A 16,964-nucleotide genomic window follows, 5' to 3' on the forward strand; every position below is an offset into this window, starting at 1 on the left:
AGTATTTAAGGGTAAAATTAATTGATATATCTGAAAAGTTAAGTTTTTAGATAATTAGAACCTAAAGGAGGTTATAAGATGGAAAAGGATTTAGAAAAATGTGGATGTAATAGTGAAGAAGGTAATTGTGGATGTGGTGGACATAATCATGATGACCATGAACATGAATGCTGTGGTGGACACGATCATGATAAAGATCATGAATGTGGATGTGGATGTAATGATGACGAAGAAAACTTCGTTATAGATTTAGAAGATGAAAATGGGAATATAGTTACATGTCCTATAATTGATGAATTTGAGTTTGAAGAAAAATCATACTACTTAGCTCAAAATCCAGAAGAAGATTCAGTTTATCTTTTTAGACTTGATGATGAGGAACTTGTAGTTCCTGATGAAGAAGAATTTGATAGAGTATCAGCTTATTATCAAGATGAATTAGTAGGCGGAGAAGAATAAAATAAAAGACTTTAGTATTATTACTAAGGTCTTTTATTTATGTATTTCATATTGTTTACAATTTAATATATTAATGATATATTTTTATTACGTGACAAAAATCTACAATTGGATTAAGGCATCTTAAAAATATCTAAACTGGAGGGAATAGAGCAATGCAATTATCTAAAAAGGCGGGGAATATTAATCCATCAATTACACTAGCAATTACAGCTAAAGCTAATGAATTAAAAAGTCAAGGCGTTGATGTAGTAAGTTTTGGAGCTGGGGAACCAGATTTTAATACACCAGAAAATATAATTCAGGCAGCTATAAAAGCAATGTATGATGGTAAAACTAAATATACTCCAGCAGGAGGAATATTAGAATTAAAACAAACTATATGCAACAAATTTAAAAATGATAATAACTTGGAATATAAGCCAAGTCAAATAACAATTTCAACAGGTGCTAAACAATGTTTAGCTAATGTTTTCATGGCTATTTTAAATCCGGAGGATGAAGTATTAATTCCAGTACCATATTGGGTTAGTTATCCTGAATTAGTAAAGCTAGCTGACGGGGTACCGGTATATGTAGAAACATCTAAAGAAAATAATTATAAATACACAATATGTGATTTAGAAAAAGTAATAACAAATAAAACAAAAGCAATATTAATAAACAGTCCTAATAATCCAACTGGAACTATTTATCATGAAGAAGAATTATTAGAAATAGCGAATTTTGCTAAAGAACATAATCTGTTAATTATATCAGATGAAATTTATGAAAAATTAATATATGATGGAGAAGAGCATATAAGCATAGCATCTTTAAATGAAGATGCATATGAAAGAACAATGGTAATAAATGGTGTATCTAAAACCTATGCGATGACTGGGTGGAGACTGGGATATGTAGCTGCAAGTGAAGAGATAACTAAACTTATGACTAGTATTCAAAGTCATATGACATCAAATGTAAATACAATGGCGCAATATGCTGCAATAGAAGCATTGAATGGACCAATAGAAGATTTAAATAATATGATAAAAGAATTCGAAAATAGAAGAAACTTTATGCTTTATAAATTGGAAAAGTTGAGTGAAATATCTATTATAAAACCAAGTGGAGCATTTTATATTATGGTTAATATATCAGCATATTTAAATACTACTTTTAAAGAACAAGTAATTAATAATTCAGTGGATTTTGCAAAAGTATTATTGGAAGAAGAAAAAGTTGCAGTAATACCAGGAACTGGTTTTGGATTAGATAATTACATAAGATTATCATATGCAACATCCATGGATATAATAGAAAATGGAATCGATAGAATTTCAATATTTTTAAGCAAAATCAAATAATAAATGTATAAATACTCGAGGTGAAAATCATACTAATGAGTATAATGTATCGAAATAAGGGGGCGTGCATTTGTTCCAGTTACTGAAGATTTTGATGGGTGCTTCTAAGATTACAAGTTGTACCCAAAATGCTTGCTTCAAAGGCAAGCTTTGAACAAGCGTTTTGGAACAACTTATAATCAAGAAGCACAGCCATCAAAATCTTCTAATGTAACATTCACAAAAGCAAGCCCCCTTATTTCTAATTTAGGATATACGTCTAAGTAAAGTAGGCATTAAATATAATATCAATTATCAATATTTAGCGATGAATGCTCAATAATTGAAAGTTGAATATTGATAATAATACTATTAAATTGCATATTTAATTCAACTTATAAGTATAACTTGAAATTTGGGTATCTATAATAATATTTAACTCTGAACACTTAATATTTAGAATGGAATTTAAATAATTAAGAGTGAGTGCTTAGAATTAAATATTAGGATTTAAGGTAAAAATGAATATTATAAAGGTAGGTATTGTAAATTGAGAAAACTTGCTATATTTGATATAGATTATACTATTACTAAAAGCGAAACTTTAATGGAATTATTTAAATATGTGATAAAAAACGATAAAAGAAACATTCGATTTCTACCTAGAGCTATATATAGCGGAAGTATGTACACTTTAGGAATATATGATGAAAGAACAGTAAAAGAGAAATTTTTAAAATTTATAGATGGAATAAAGGAACAGGATTTATCAAAACTTGTGAAAAATTTTTATGAAGAGAAATTAAAAACAATAGTGTATGAAGATGCACTAAAAATGATGAAAAAACTTAAAAATGAAGGATATGATATATATTTGATTTCAGCATCTCCTGAGTTTTATATTAATGAATTCTATAATATAAAAGAAGTTGATAAAATTATAGGAACTAAATTTAATTTTAGTGATGGAATTTTTACAAGGAAGATGGAAGGTGAGAATTGTAAGGGTGAGGAAAAGGTGCGAAGGCTAAAAGAAGTTCTTAAAAATGAAAACATAGAGGTGGATTTTAAAGAATCATACATGTTTTCAGATTCTCTATCAGACAAACCATTATTAGATTTAGTTGGAAAACCATATTTAATAAATTATAGAAAAAAGCATGATATAGAAATATTAAAGTGGAAATAAGTATAGATACCCACAGTGAAAATCATACTTAAAATTATGTCTCGCCGAAATGAAGGTCATGCATTTGTTCAGGTTACGTGAGGATTTAGCTGTGAATTTCTAATAGCAGAAGTTGTACCCAAAATGCTAGCCTCAAAGGCAAGCGCTCACAGAGAAAGTTCGAAGAACGAAATGTAAAATTTCGATTCTCACTTTTTGAACAAGCATTTTGGAACAACTTCTACTAAAGAAATATCTACAGCTAAATCATCAATGTAACACTTCCACAAAAGCATGACCTTCATTTCTAGTTGGAATATTTTAATGGGATGAGTATAAATTGAAAAAAAGTATTTATACAGAAATAGAAAGGGGATATAAATATGGAAGATAAAATAATTTATGAAGTACTAAGAGTTATAAATGGCAAACCAATTTTTCTAGAAACTCATTTAAAAAGAATGAAAAATTCATTTAGTTTAATTAATGAAAAATTTGAATTCAGCTATGAAGAATTAAGAATGAAAATAGATGATTTAATAAAAACTGAAAATAAATCTGAAGGTAATATAAAAATAACTTACGGAGTACATGAAAAAGTATTAAAAGTATTTTTTATAGAACATTCGTATCCTTCTGAGGAAATGTATCAAAGTGGTGTTAAAACAATATTATATTTCGGAGAAAGAGAAAATCCTAACGCAAAAATAGTTAATGAAAATTTTAGGAAAAAGGTAAATAGTGAAATAAAAGATAAAAATGCCTATGAGGCTATATTAGTCGATAAAAATGGATATATAACAGAAGGTAGTAAATCCAATATATTTATGGTTAAAGATAATGAACTTTTAACATCACCTCTAAAAGCAGTATTACCAGGGGTAACAAGAGGCGAAATTATAAAAATAGCAGGGAAAATTGGGATTAAGGTTAAAGAAGTAGAATATAAATATTCAGATATTGACAAATTAGATGGAATGTTTATTTCAGGTACATCTCCTAAAGTATTGCCTATAAGTTCGGTTGATAATATAAATCTAGATCCTAATAATAGTATTATTAGAAAATTGTTTAAAGAATATAATAATGAGATAAACCTATATATAGGTAGTGACCTAAAATAGGTTTAATTGCAATTTAATGTAATTTATTGAGGATTAATATAAATTTGGATATAAAATTAAACTACGCTATGGTATACTTAAGAAGAGAAGTATTTTTATGGGGGAGTATTTATGAATATGAAATTTTCTGGAACATCTTTAGAAGAATGCATCGAAAAAGCATCGGCAGAATTGACTATTTCTAAAGAATCTCTAAAATATAGGGTAACTAAAGAAGAAAAGAGATTTTTCAAAAGAAAAGTAGAAATAGAAATATTAAATGACAACAAAAATACTGAGGAAGAATTTAAAGAAAAAGAAATAATAGGGGAAAAACAAAAAATAGAAGAGAAACAAGTATTTGGAGCCAAGGTAGAAGATGGGAAAATAATAATAACCGAATCTGAAAATAATGATGAGATTATTACAATTAAATCATGTCCAGGTGTGAATCTGTTTGTTAATGGGGAGAAAAGTGACTTAACAACGATAGTGACATGTAAAGATAAAATTGAATATAAATTTGAACAAATTCAACCTATGAGGAATATTGATATATCTATTACAAACGATAAGATGGAAGCTTATATTAATATAAACTCTATTTCAAAACATATATATGAATTGGTTGACCAAGAATATCATAAAAACTTGACACTTATAAAGAAAAAAATTGGTGATGAATATCCACCTAAATATGATTTAATGGAATTAAAGGAATTACTAAAAAGTAAAGGTATTCGATATGGTATTATAGAAGATGAACTTAATAATATATGTAATGAACATAACGTAAATAATAAATTAATAGCTAAAGGATTACCAGTTCAAAATGATATACCTGATGAAATTAAGACTTTATTTAAAGATGCAGAAGAATTAATAAAGCATGAGGATTCAGAACAAAAGGTAGATTATAGAAATAGATATTCAATTTCTAATGCAAATATAGGAGATATTATAGGGGAAGTAACACCAGGTAAAGTAGGTAGTGATGGCATAGACGTATTAGGTATGCCAATAAAAAGAAAAACAACTAAAAAAGTCACACTAAAAACCGGAGAAGGATGTAAATTTGAGAATAATAAAATTATAGCAACTACGAAGGGGAAACCTGCTCTTAGTGGGGGTAAATTTACAGTGAATAAGCTATATAAGGTAGATGAAGTTGATTTAAAAAGTGGAAATATAGATTTTGTTGGTAACGTAGAGGTAGTTGGAGCTGTTTCAGAGGGCATGGAAGTTAACGCTGGAAATGAACTTTATGTTGGAAAGAATGTGGAATCAGCAGTAGTAAAAGCTCTAGGAGAAGTTACTATTAAGGGAAATGTGTTAAACTCAACAATAACTGCTGGAAGTGAAAATGTGGAAAGAAGACAATATATAGATAATTTAATTATTTTTAAAAATATTATAAATGATTTGGGGTCTACTGTGGAACAAATAAATGAAAATAATTTATTGGGAATCAAGCAATATGGTGAAATTATTAAAATATTAATAGAAAATAAGTTTAAGTTAATTCCTAAATTATCAAGAAGCATTTTAAATTATAATATGTCCCAAGGAGTTCAACATAGTGATATAACTACATTTATAATAAATAAATTATTAGGACTTGGACCATTAAAAATAAAAAAAAGCAGAGAAGTAGAGGAATTTAAAGAAATATTAGAAGAAGAAATAGAAGAGATGGAAGCTTTAGTAATAATCCCAATCAATATTTATTTGGCGTATGCTCAAGGTGCCGATATAGAATCATCAGGAAGTGTTTTTATAACAGGTAAAGGACAATATACTTCCAATATAACAGCGTTAAATAATATAGAATTTACTGCTGACAATTCTGTTTGTAGAGGAGGTACTTTATGTGCTGGTTCTGAAATAAAGTTAAAAGCAGTAGGAAGTGTAGCCGGGGTTAATACTGTATTAAAAGTTCCTAAAACAGGTCGTATTACGGCTGATATAGCGTATAATAATACAATTTTTTGCTTTGGGGAAAAACAAATAATGTTAGAAGAATCAGTTAAAAATGTACAAGCATATTTAGATAAAAGTGGTCAAATTGCAATTGATAAATTTAATTTATAGGAGGCTTAATAGTAATGGAAAATAATGAAATTAAAATGTTAATATTTGCATTAAATGGAGAATATTATGCAACAGATATAAAAGAAGTTGAAAGAATTTTGGGATATCAAGAACCAACAATTCTTCCAGATGCACCTATCTTTGTAAAGGGAGTAATAAACCATGAGCAAAGTATACTTCCAATAATAAGCTTATCAAGAAAGTTTAATTTTGGAGAAGATAAAGAAAGTGAAAATAGAAAAATAATAGTTGTAAAAAGAAAAGAAAATAAATTTGGAATTATTGTAGAGAATGTTTATGAAGTAAGAGATGTTAATAGCGATTTAATGGAAGCTGCACCAGCAATAACAACTACAATAGATAGAAAGTACATTGCAGGATTAATAAAATTAGAAGATAATATAGTTATTTTATTAGATTTAGAAAAAATATTATCATCAGAGGATGAAGGTAATATTTTCTAGGGGGTAAAAATGGTAAGTACAGATATAAAGGTTGGAATAGCTGATTTGAATTTAGTATTAGATCCAGGATCTATAATGACAATAGGATTAGGATCGTGTATAGGAATAGCTTTATATGATAAGATCCTTAAAGTGGCTGGATTAGCTCACATAATGCTTCCAGATAGTACTCAATTTAAAAATAATACAAACCCCATGAAATTTGCAGATTTGGCTATTCCACTGCTAATTGAAAAAATGGAGGAACAAGGGTGTAAAAAGAGAAACCTCATAGCAAAAATTGCAGGAGGGGCTTCGATGTTTAATTTTTCTGATAAAAGTATAATAAGCGATATTGGAAAGAGAAATGCTGAAGCAGTTAAAAAAACATTAAAAGATAAATTAATTCCAATAGTTGCTGAGGAAACAGGAGGAAACAAAGGAAGAACTATGATTCTTCAAGCTAGTGATGGAAAAGTAATACTTAAAGTAGTAGGCCTTGGAATTATTGAATTATAAAGAAAGGTGTGGTATAGATGGATAAAATAAAGATTGTAGTTGTTGATGACTCTGCTTTTATGAGAAAGGCAATATCAGATATGATAGAGTCAGAAAGCAGCTTTGAAGTTATAGCTAAATTAAGGGATGGAAGAGAATTAGTTGAAAAGATAGATACATATAATCCAGATCTTATCACATTAGACGTACATATGAAAGATTTAGACGGACTTGCAACACTTAAAGAGTTAAAAGGACTAGGAAAAAGTTATCCGGTATTAATGATTAGTAGTTCTACAACAGAAGGCTCAGAATTAACATTGGACTGTTTAGATAATGGAGCAATCAGTTTTATAACTAAGCCATCAGGAAGTATTTCTTTAGATATAATAAAAGTTCAAAAAAACTTAATAGAGGAAATTAAAAGTATAACAAATAATATAAATTCAAGTAGAAGGATTCGCAACACAACTAATAAAACGATTTATAAATCTAATCCTGAGACTGCATTTGGTAATGTGGCTACAATAAAAGAAAGTTCTATTAAAAGAGAGAATACAATGATTGTACCTAAAAATAAAAAGATAGATGCGGTTGTGATTGGTGCATCTACAGGTGGTCCTAAGGCGCTTCAAGAAGTATTAACAAAACTTCCATCAGATTTAGGAGTTCCAGTTTTTGTAGTTCAACATATGCCAGAAGGATTTACAAAAGTTTTTTCAGAAAGATTAGATAAAGCTTGCAATATGAAGGTATTAGAAGCAGCAGAAGGAATGAAGGTAAGCAAAGATACAATATATATTGCTAAAGGTGGTAAACATATGACAGTTGGTTCAAATAATGTAATACATTTGAATGAAGAGCCATCTATATGGGGTGTAAGACCAGCTGTTGATAAATTATTTGATTCTGCTATAAAAATATATGGAGGCAATTTAATATCAGTAATTTTAACAGGAATGGGAAGAGATGGTGCTAACGGGACTAGTAATATAAAAGATAGTGGTGGGGTAACAATATCAGAAGATAAATGCACATGTACAATTTATGGTATGCCAAAAGCTGCATTTGAAACTGGAAAAGTAGATTTGGTAGTTCCGCTTAATGAAATAGCTAGTAAAGTAATAAAAATAGTAAAAGGGGTATAGGAGGAAACATGGATTTTAATGAATTTCATAAATGGGTTCATAAAGAATTAGGAATAAATTTATCAGCATATAAACCAGAGCAACTTAATAGAAGAATAAATAGTTTGATGACTAGAGTTGGAATAAAAACATTAGATGAATATTCAAAAGTTATAAAAAGTAATCCTGAACAAAAACAAAAATTCTTAGATTTTATAACAATAAATGTAACAGAATTTTTTAGAAATCCAGAATTGTTTCTTGATTTAGAAAAGCAAATTTTAAAAGAATTATTACCTAATACTCCTAATTTAAAAATTTGGAGTGCAGCTTGTTCAATAGGCTGTGAGCCGTATACTGTAGGAATGATATTAAATAAATTAACACCAAATGGAAGACATAATATAATAGCAACGGACATAGATGATACTATACTTGCAAGAGCAAAAGCTGGAGAATATACTCAAAATGAAATGAAGGGCATAAATAATGCTGATTTGACTAAATATTTTAAAATAAAAGACGATATATACTATATAGAGTCTAAAATTAAGAATATGGTGACTTTTAAAAAACATGATTTGATTTTGGATAAATATGAAACTGGGTTTGATTTAATAATATGCAGAAATGTTGTTATTTATTTTAATAATGATAGTAAACAAGAAATTTATAAAAAATTTAGTAATTCATTAAAAAAAGGTGGGCTTTTATTTGTAGGAGCTACAGAAAGCATTTACAATTATAGAGACTATGGCTTTGAAAAAGCATCTACCTTTATCTATAAAAAAATATAAGGGAGGACTAAAGATGGATACATCTCAATATATGTCAATGTTTTTAGAGGAATCATTAGAAAATTTGCAAACGTTAAATGAATCTCTATTAGAATTAGAACAAAATCCAGAAGATACAGATAAAGTAAATGCAATATTTAGGGTTGCTCATACAATTAAAGGAATGGCAGCAACTATGGGATTTACAGATCTTGCAGAGCTTACACATAAAATGGAGGATGTATTAGCTGAGTTTAGAGAAGGAAAATTAAAAGTAACTCAAGATGTAGTAACAGTATTATTTGATTGCCTTGATACCTTAGAAAAAATGATTGATAATGTTCAAGAAGAATGTGATGAAAAAATAGAGATAGATAGTATAATTAAAGCTCTAGCTGATATAAAAAATAATGGAAATAAAAGTGGGACATCAGAAAAGATTGAAACAAAAGAAACTTCAGATAAAAATGTTATGGATTTAATAGTTAGTGATGATTCAGAACTAGATCTAAATGAATATGATACATCTGTAATTAAGCAAGCAAAGGAAAAAGGATTTAATTCAATTGAAATAAAAGTAACATTAAGTGAAAATACATTACTAAAATCTGCAAGAGCTTTTCTAATCGTTAAAGATCTTGAAGAACATGGTGAAATTTTAAAATCAGAACCATCAACTCAAGATATTGAAAATGAAGAATTTGATTTTGAATTGAAGTTTGTTTTAGTAACTAAAAATACTGTTGATGAAATAATAGCTGTTGTAAATGGAATTTCAGAAATAACAGAAGTTGAAGCTTCATTAATTGAATTTGAAAATATTGAAGTAGTAGCTCCGAAAGAAATAGAAAAGAAAGAAATACTACAAGAACAAAAAATAGAGAAAAAAGATTCGAGTGAAAACCCAGTACAAATAAATACTGAAGTTGAACAATTACTAGCAAAGAAAGCAATTCAAAAGAAAGAAGTTAAAAAAACACATCAATCTGTAAGAGTTGATTTGGAAAAAATAGATAATTTAATGAATATGGTTTCTGAACTTGTAATTTATAGAACAAGACTAGAACAAATAGTTATTTCACATAAATCACAAGAATTAAATGAAACTTTAGAACAAGTGGGAAGAACAACATCTGATCTTCAAGATTTAGTTATGAAGATTAGAATGTTACCATTAGATACAGTATTTAATAGATTTCCAAGAATGATAAGAGATATATCAGTAGAATTAAACAAGGAAATTAACTTTATTATAGAAGGTGCTGATACTGAACTTGATAGAACAGTTATTGATGAAATTGGGGAACCGTTGATTCATTTATTAAGGAATGCAGCAGATCATGGTGTAGAATCAGCAGAAAAGAGAATCGCACAAGGCAAGCCACCAGTTGGAACTGTTAAGTTAGTTGCATATCAAGAAGGAACAAAAGCATTAATAAAAGTAATAGATGATGGTGCCGGAATAAATCTTGAAAGAGTAAAAGCAAAGGCTGAACAAAAAGGAATAAATACAGATGGCATGTCAGATAATGATATCAAAAACTTGATTTTTGCACAAGGCTTTAGTACTAATGAAGTAGTAACAGATATTTCAGGTAGAGGCGTTGGAATGGACGTTGTTAAGACAAAAATTGCAGCTCTTGGAGGTACAGTAGATTTATATAGTGAAGAAGGCAAAGGATCAACTTTTGTTATTAAACTTCCACTTACATTACAAATAATACAAGCCCTACTTGTAAAAATAGGTGAAGAAACACTTGCTATATCATTAGGTTTCATAGACAGAGTAATAGATTATAAAGAAGAAAATATAAAGAGAAGTAATGGAAAAGAAGTTATTGTTTATAGAGAAAGTGTAATTCCATTAGTAAGATTAAATGAAACTTTAGATATAGAGGCTAGCGCAACTGATAAGAAATTTGTTATAATAGTGAATGTTGGTGATAAAACTATAGGTTTATTAGTGGATTCATTACTTGGACAACAAGAAATAGTAATAAAACCACTTGGAAAAACACTAAAGAGTTTAGATCAATATATTGGTGCAACTATACTTGGAAATGGTCTAGTAACATTAATATTAGATGTAGGAGCATTACTATAACCACTAAATATAAGAAGTATTTTTAAGGAGGGGTATAAGTGGAGTATTCTAATTTAAGCGCTTTGCAATTAGATGCACTTAAAGAAGTCTCTAATATAGGTGCAGGAAATGCAGCAACTGCTCTTTCCATGATGATAGGGAAAAAAGTAGATATGACAGTACCGTCAGTGAATATAGTAAGATTAGAAGATATAGTTGAAGAAAATGGAGAATGTGAAGTGGCTGGTACAGTTGTTAGAGTACTTGGGGATATTGCAGGGAATATTCTTTTGGTATTCGAAAAACCAACAGCTGAAAATATAATAGAAAAATTAGTGGGAAGCAAGCAGTCACCTGAAAGTGAAATGGGCAGTTCAGTATTATGTGAAATAGCAAATATAATATCAGCATCTTATATGAACGCTATATCACAATTAACTAATCTTGCTATGGCACCATCAGTGCCAGCAGCATCATATGATATGCTAGGTGCGATACTTACAACGACATTTATAGAATCTAATCAATATGATGAATACATATTAGATATAGAAACTGTATTTTTAGACGATACAGATGAAAATATAGGGGGACACTTTTATTATATCCCTATGCCAGGGTCATTAGAAAGAATATTAGAATCTATAGGAATAAATTAAATTTTGGAGGTAAAATTATATGGCTAGAGTTTTGATTGTGGACGATGCAGCATTCATGAGAATGATGATAAAGGACATTTTAGAGAAGAATGATTTTGAAATAGTAGGAGAGGCAAATAACGGAATAGTTGCAGTAGATCTTTATAAAAAGGAAAAACCAGATGTTGTTACAATGGACATAACTATGCCTGATATGGATGGTATAGAGGCTGTTAAACAAATAAAAGCATTTGATCCAGATGCTAAAGTAATCATGTGTTCTGCAATGGGACAACAATCAATGGTTATGGATGCAATAAGAGCAGGGGCAAAGGACTTTATAGTAAAACCATTCCAAGCAGATAGAGTTTTAGAAGCTATAAAGAAAGTTGTAGGCTAAATTCAATTAACAGTTAGCAATTAGCAATTAACAATTAAGGGATAAACTCATGGAGAAAATTCTGATAACCAAATATAAGATTTGGGGCAGCACTTTTCCTTTTGGGATTTGAACAGTAAGTGATAATTGATAATTGACAATTGACAATTGACAATTGTTAAGGAGGTTAAGAAAATGCAAATAGTAGTATTCAAATTAGGAGAAGAACATTTTGCAGTAGAAACAGAAAAAGTTCAAAGCATCAATGATACTATGGGGATTACAATAGTACCTAAAGCTCCACGTTATATTAAAGGATTAATAAATTTACGTGGAAGCATTAAATCTCTTGTTGACATAAATTTGTTATTGAATGTAACTCCTGGGAAAGAACAAAATAATATAATAATTTTAACAGTTAAAGATGAAGAAATAGGAATAACAGTAGATGAAGTTGAAGAAGTTTTAGACATAGATGAAAAAAGTATACAAAGATTAGATAAGGAAGCAGATAAAGAACAACCTTATATAAAAGGTATACTGAATTATGATGAAAAACTTCTTACAATAATAGATATTGATAAACTATTAAAGTGATTATGGAACTAATTATTGAAATGAGGGAATAAAATGGCAGATGTATTATCGCAAAATGAAATAGATGCCTTGTTATCAGCCCTATCTACAGGTGAATTAGCATCAGAAGAAGTTGGAAAAGATGAAGAAAATCATAAAATTAAACTTTATGATTTTAGGAGTCCTCAGAAATTCTCAAAAGAGCATATAAGGACTCTTGAATTGATTCATGATAATTATGCAAGAATTATTTCTAACTACTTAACTGGTCAAACTAGACAAAATGTTAAAGTTAAAATAGAAACTGTAGAGCAGATATCATACGAGGAATTTATACATTCTGTACAAAACCCTACTATTATTACAATATTTAAAATGCCGCCATTATCAGGCACAATAATATTTGAAACTAATCCTCAATTTTCTCTTCAAGTAATAGATATTTTACTTGGAGGAAAAGGAGATAGAAAAATTGAAACAAAGGAATTTACAGATATTGATAAAAATATAATGCGACAAATTACAGCTGGAATGATAAGTAATTTGAAATTAGCATGGGAATCTATTTTAGATGTTGAGCCTGAAATTGAAGCAGTTGAAACAAACCCTGCAGTAAATCAAACTATGGCCCCTAATGACCCAGTAGCATTGATAACATTTTCAGTAGAGATGAATAAACGTAGCACTTTTATAAATATGTGTATTCCTTATTTAAGTATAGAAAAAATATTGGATAAATTAGTAGTACAATACGCATTCAGAAATGATGACGAAAGTCTTATGGCTGAATCGAGAGAAAAAATAGAAAAAGGCATTAATAAAGTTGATGTTGATGTAATAGCTGAACTTGGACATACTAATATAACTGTAGATGATTTTTTAAGATTAACAGTAGGTGATGTAATTAAACTTGATACTAAAAGTTCATCCCCAATAAAGGTATATGTAGGTAATGAAGAGTGCTACTATGCGAAGCCGGGTATAACAGGAAAGAACATGGGGGTTATTATTTTAGACATAACAGATAAGGAAGTGAATGAATATGAGTAATAACTTTTTATCGCAAGAAGAAATAAATGCATTATTAGCAGGAGAAGATATATCTTCTAGTGAAAGCGAAAACACATCATCTGATGAGAATAAATCAGAAGTAGAGATCATAACTGATATTGATAAAGATTTATTGGGGGAAATTGGAAATATTTCCATGGGTTCAGCTTCAACAGCATTATATCAACTTATAAATCAACAAGTTAACATAACTACACCAGTAGTAACTGTAACAACTTTAAGGGAAATAAAAGAAGCATTTGAAACTCCTAATATTGTTCTAGATATTCAATATGTTGCAGGAATAATAGGAAGAAATATATTAATTATAAAGATTCAAGATGGTTTAGTTATATCAAATCTTATGATGGGTGGAGATGGAAATATAGCAGATACTCACGAATTATCTGAAATAGAAATTAGTGCAGTATCAGAAGCTATGAATCAAATGATAGGTTCAGCAGCCACATCAATGGCTACTATGTTTGGAAGAAAAGTTGATATATCACCACCAACATCAAGAATAGTAGAAGATGGATCTTTACCACTTTCAGATGCTATATCAGAAGATGAACCAATAGTTAGAGTATCATTTAAAATGACTATTGGAGATATTGTAGATAGTAACATAATGCAAATATTCCCAATTAAGACAGCCAAGAATATTGTAGCAATTATGACTGGAGAAGATAAAGTAGAAGAAGTGGCAAAAGTGGAACCAACTAAAGCCACATATAGTGAACCAATTGTGAATAAAGAAATAAGTGAGAGACAAGATACTGTTAGAGTAGATCAACCACAATATCAGCCGGAACCACAGTATCAAATGCAACCTCAATATGAACAACCTATGCAAAGAATGCAACAACCAGTGGAAGTTCATGCAGCTGCATTTGAACCGTTAGTTCCTCAAGACAATATTCCACCAATAAAAAATATAGATTTAATATTGGATGTTCCTTTAGATATATCTGTAGTGTTAGGTAGAACTAAAAAAAGCATACAGGATATCTTAAATTTAGGAACTGGTTCATTAATAGAATTAGATAAACTTGCAGAAGAGCCAGTTGAAATATTAGTTAATGGAAAACAAATAGCACTCGGAGAAGTTGTTGTTGTTGATGAGAACTTTGGAATAAGAATAACTAATATAGTAAGTAGTGTTGAAAGAATAAAGAGAATAAGATAATTTATCATGAACTCCCGAAAGGGAGTTTTTTGTTCGTCCAGCATCTTTGCTTAGCTAATGAAATTTGGTAACACACTGAACGAAAAAACTCAAAAATTATTTCTGAGTTTTACCTACTAAATAAAAAGATTGTATTATTTTGAAGGAAAAAAATTTCATTGAAATCTGTAAAACTTTATTTATAAAGCATATATCTTAAATGTAGGGAATAAAATTAACCCTTAAATTTTAGTGAGAAGGCACAATCAAAAAAATAATTTATAAATGAAGGGGAATGATGGATATGAGAGAAAGAAAATATATTAGATTCAGAGTTGATATGTATGAGGATACTAAATTTAAAATAATAGACAGAATGATTAAAAGAGATCTTATTCACTATTGTTGGAATAGGCTTGTTATTTTGGCAGGGAAGGTTAATAAAGAAGGCGATTTATATATGTCTAAAAATATTCCATATACAGTAGAGACTTTAGCAATAGAATTCAATAGAGATATGAATGAAATAAAAGCTGCTTTAGATGTATTAATAGAATTAGAAATGATGGCACTTACAGAAGATAAAGTTTATACAGTAAAGAATTTTGCAAAGCATCAAAATATTAAGATTAAAGAAAAAATTGTAGTTAAGAATAAAGAAAATCAAGTAAATGATGCAGAAAATAACATAATGAAAAATGAAGTTCAAAAAGAAGAGCGTTTAAAAAATGAAACGTGTACAGCCAAAAATGAGGAGGATAATAGTAAAGTAAATAAAATTGATGTAGTGCCACTATTAGATTATGCTGGGCTAAATTCAGATGATGTAAATAAATGTGATGATAATATAGAGAAGGAAATAACTATGAGTAGTCAACATAACAATTCACCAGTAATTTTAGATATGAAAAATAATAAAAAGCTAAATAGAAAGAATAAAAAAGCAAGTAAGAAGAAAATTAGAGATGATATTATTGAAACAGGAGAGGATAATATCATAAATATTATGGAAGAAGAAAATGTGGAAGATTTATTATGTTGGACTACTGGAGAAGATATGAGTTTGGGGGCGGATGAGAAAATAGTATCGGAATGGGGATTTTAAATGGCTAAATTTCTTGTTATATAGGAAACAGTTTGCGGAAATTGCTGTGAATAACATTTATATTTGACAGTAGGAAGATTTTGTTCGATTTATCTATAAACTTATAAAAGAAAAGGCCGATAATTATAGTAATAGAGTAAAGAATGGAGAAATGTAATATGAGTATTGAAGGAATAAATAGATCAACGTATATAAATGCATATAAATCAAATTCTAATAAGCCTGTAGATAAGGTGAATAAAACTAAAGATGTAGATAGAATTGAAATTTCAGAACTTGGTAAGAGTCTTAAAGATTATTCATTAACTAGTGACATTGGAAATGCTCAAAAAGTGGCTGATATTAAAAATAAAGTAGATAGTGGAACATACAATGTGGATGCTAGATTAACAGCAAAAAGTTTATTAAATGCAATGAAGGAGAGTAATTCATAGATATGATAAATGAACTTATTAAATTAATACAAAACCAAGAGGGAGATTTAAAGAACCTCTTAGAATTACTAGAAACTCAATATAAGATGATAATGAGTAAAGATGTATTTGGTTTAGAAGGATTAGTTGATAAGATTAATGAATGTGGTAAGAAAATTGCACAAGAAGAAGTTAAAAGAAGAAAACTAATAGGAACTCAAGAGATAACGGATGTTATAAATAAATCAAATAATAAAGAGTTACAGGAATTGTATAGTGAAATAAAAAACACATTAAGTGAAGTAGTTTCAAAAAAGGAAACAAACGATATATTATTAAAACAACAAATAATATTTAATAATAAAATGATAGCTTTGATGAACCCTAGTAGAGAAATAAAAACTTACAATTCTTATGGAAATTTGAAGAGGTAAGTTGGACAATTAACAATGCACAATCAAGGATGAAATTCATTGGGAATTTTCTTTAGTTCTTAATGCTCTTTTGCTAAGGTGTATATTTTTTCAAACTCCATAGGAGCTTGTTCATGAATTGTTAA

General features: G+C 28.8%; 18 protein-coding genes. All 18 read left to right on the top strand.

Annotation, left to right across the window (positions count from 1 at the left end; translation table 11 throughout):
• Positions 1-78: 78 nt before the first annotated feature.
• The 18 genes from DIC82_07675 (at position 79) to DIC82_07760 (ending at position 16,839) form a co-directional block, all read left to right on the top strand.
• Positions 79-459 (top strand): DUF1292 domain-containing protein, encoded by a 381-nt coding sequence (locus DIC82_07675; GenBank protein AWK50905.1) that lies wholly within the window; start codon positions 79-81, stop codon positions 457-459.
• A gap of 155 nt (positions 460-614) precedes the next feature.
• Positions 615-1,808 carry an aspartate aminotransferase gene (locus DIC82_07680; GenBank protein AWK50906.1) on the top strand — a complete coding sequence of 398 codons (1,194 nt, stop codon included), beginning with the start codon at positions 615-617 and terminating at the stop codon, positions 1,806-1,808.
• A gap of 529 nt (positions 1,809-2,337) precedes the next feature.
• Positions 2,338-2,976 (top strand): HAD-IB family hydrolase, encoded by a 639-nt coding sequence (locus DIC82_07685; protein ID AWK50907.1) that lies wholly within the window; start codon positions 2,338-2,340, stop codon positions 2,974-2,976.
• A gap of 362 nt (positions 2,977-3,338) precedes the next feature.
• Positions 3,339-4,079 (top strand): aminotransferase class IV, encoded by a 741-nt coding sequence (locus DIC82_07690; GenBank protein ID AWK50908.1) that lies wholly within the window; start codon positions 3,339-3,341, stop codon positions 4,077-4,079.
• Between the two features lie 111 nt (positions 4,080-4,190).
• Positions 4,191-6,149, top strand: coding sequence for a DUF342 domain-containing protein (locus tag DIC82_07695; GenBank protein AWK50909.1), 1,959 nt, complete (start codon positions 4,191-4,193; stop codon positions 6,147-6,149).
• Positions 6,150-6,163: 14 nt separating this feature from the next.
• Complete coding sequence (locus DIC82_07700) at positions 6,164-6,613, top strand: chemotaxis protein CheW (GenBank protein ID AWK50910.1); 450 nt, start codon at positions 6,164-6,166, stop codon at positions 6,611-6,613.
• 9 nt (positions 6,614-6,622) lie between these two features.
• Entirely contained in the window at positions 6,623-7,111 is a 489-nt protein-coding gene (locus DIC82_07705) for a chemotaxis protein CheD (GenBank protein AWK50911.1), read from the top strand.
• 17 nt (positions 7,112-7,128) lie between these two features.
• Positions 7,129-8,238: a chemotaxis response regulator protein-glutamate methylesterase gene (locus DIC82_07710; GenBank protein AWK50912.1), complete on the top strand. Its 1,110-nt coding sequence runs from the start codon at positions 7,129-7,131 to the stop codon at positions 8,236-8,238.
• An 8-nt stretch (positions 8,239-8,246) separates the two neighbouring features.
• The gene (locus DIC82_07715; GenBank protein ID AWK50913.1) at positions 8,247-9,014 is read left to right on the top strand and encodes a chemotaxis protein CheR; all 768 of its coding nucleotides are present in this window, start codon (positions 8,247-8,249) and stop codon (positions 9,012-9,014) included.
• A 13-nt stretch (positions 9,015-9,027) separates the two neighbouring features.
• On the top strand, positions 9,028-11,097 hold the full coding sequence (locus DIC82_07720) for a chemotaxis protein CheA (GenBank protein AWK53046.1): 2,070 nt from the start codon (positions 9,028-9,030) through the stop codon (positions 11,095-11,097).
• Positions 11,098-11,135: 38 nt separating this feature from the next.
• A complete protein-coding gene (locus tag DIC82_07725) occupies positions 11,136-11,735 on the top strand; it encodes a CheY-P-specific phosphatase CheC (protein AWK50914.1) in 600 nt (199 codons plus the stop codon).
• A gap of 19 nt (positions 11,736-11,754) precedes the next feature.
• On the top strand, positions 11,755-12,114 hold the full coding sequence (locus tag DIC82_07730) for a response regulator (protein ID AWK50915.1): 360 nt from the start codon (positions 11,755-11,757) through the stop codon (positions 12,112-12,114).
• Between the two features lie 174 nt (positions 12,115-12,288).
• Positions 12,289-12,690, top strand: coding sequence for a chemotaxis protein CheW (locus tag DIC82_07735; GenBank protein AWK50916.1), 402 nt, complete (start codon positions 12,289-12,291; stop codon positions 12,688-12,690).
• Between the two features lie 33 nt (positions 12,691-12,723).
• On the top strand, positions 12,724-13,719 hold the full coding sequence (locus DIC82_07740; GenBank protein ID AWK50917.1) for a flagellar motor switch protein FliM: 996 nt from the start codon (positions 12,724-12,726) through the stop codon (positions 13,717-13,719).
• Positions 13,712-14,908, top strand: coding sequence for a flagellar motor switch phosphatase FliY (locus tag DIC82_07745; protein ID AWK50918.1), 1,197 nt, complete (start codon positions 13,712-13,714; stop codon positions 14,906-14,908). The genes DIC82_07740 and DIC82_07745 overlap by 8 nt, the downstream gene beginning before the upstream one ends.
• Before the next feature lie 283 nt (positions 14,909-15,191).
• On the top strand, positions 15,192-15,992 hold the full coding sequence (locus DIC82_07750) for a replication protein (protein ID AWK50919.1): 801 nt from the start codon (positions 15,192-15,194) through the stop codon (positions 15,990-15,992).
• 158 nt (positions 15,993-16,150) lie between these two features.
• Positions 16,151-16,426, top strand: coding sequence for a flagellar biosynthesis protein FlgM (locus tag DIC82_07755; protein AWK50920.1), 276 nt, complete (start codon positions 16,151-16,153; stop codon positions 16,424-16,426).
• A 2-nt stretch (positions 16,427-16,428) separates the two neighbouring features.
• Positions 16,429-16,839 carry a flagellar protein FlgN gene (locus tag DIC82_07760; protein ID AWK50921.1) on the top strand — a complete coding sequence of 137 codons (411 nt, stop codon included), beginning with the start codon at positions 16,429-16,431 and terminating at the stop codon, positions 16,837-16,839.
• Positions 16,840-16,964: the final 125 nt, after the last annotated feature.

The sequence above is a fragment of the Clostridium beijerinckii genome (assembly GCA_003129525.1).
In the GTDB taxonomy this organism is placed as follows: domain Bacteria; phylum Bacillota; class Clostridia; order Clostridiales; family Clostridiaceae; genus Clostridium; species Clostridium beijerinckii_D.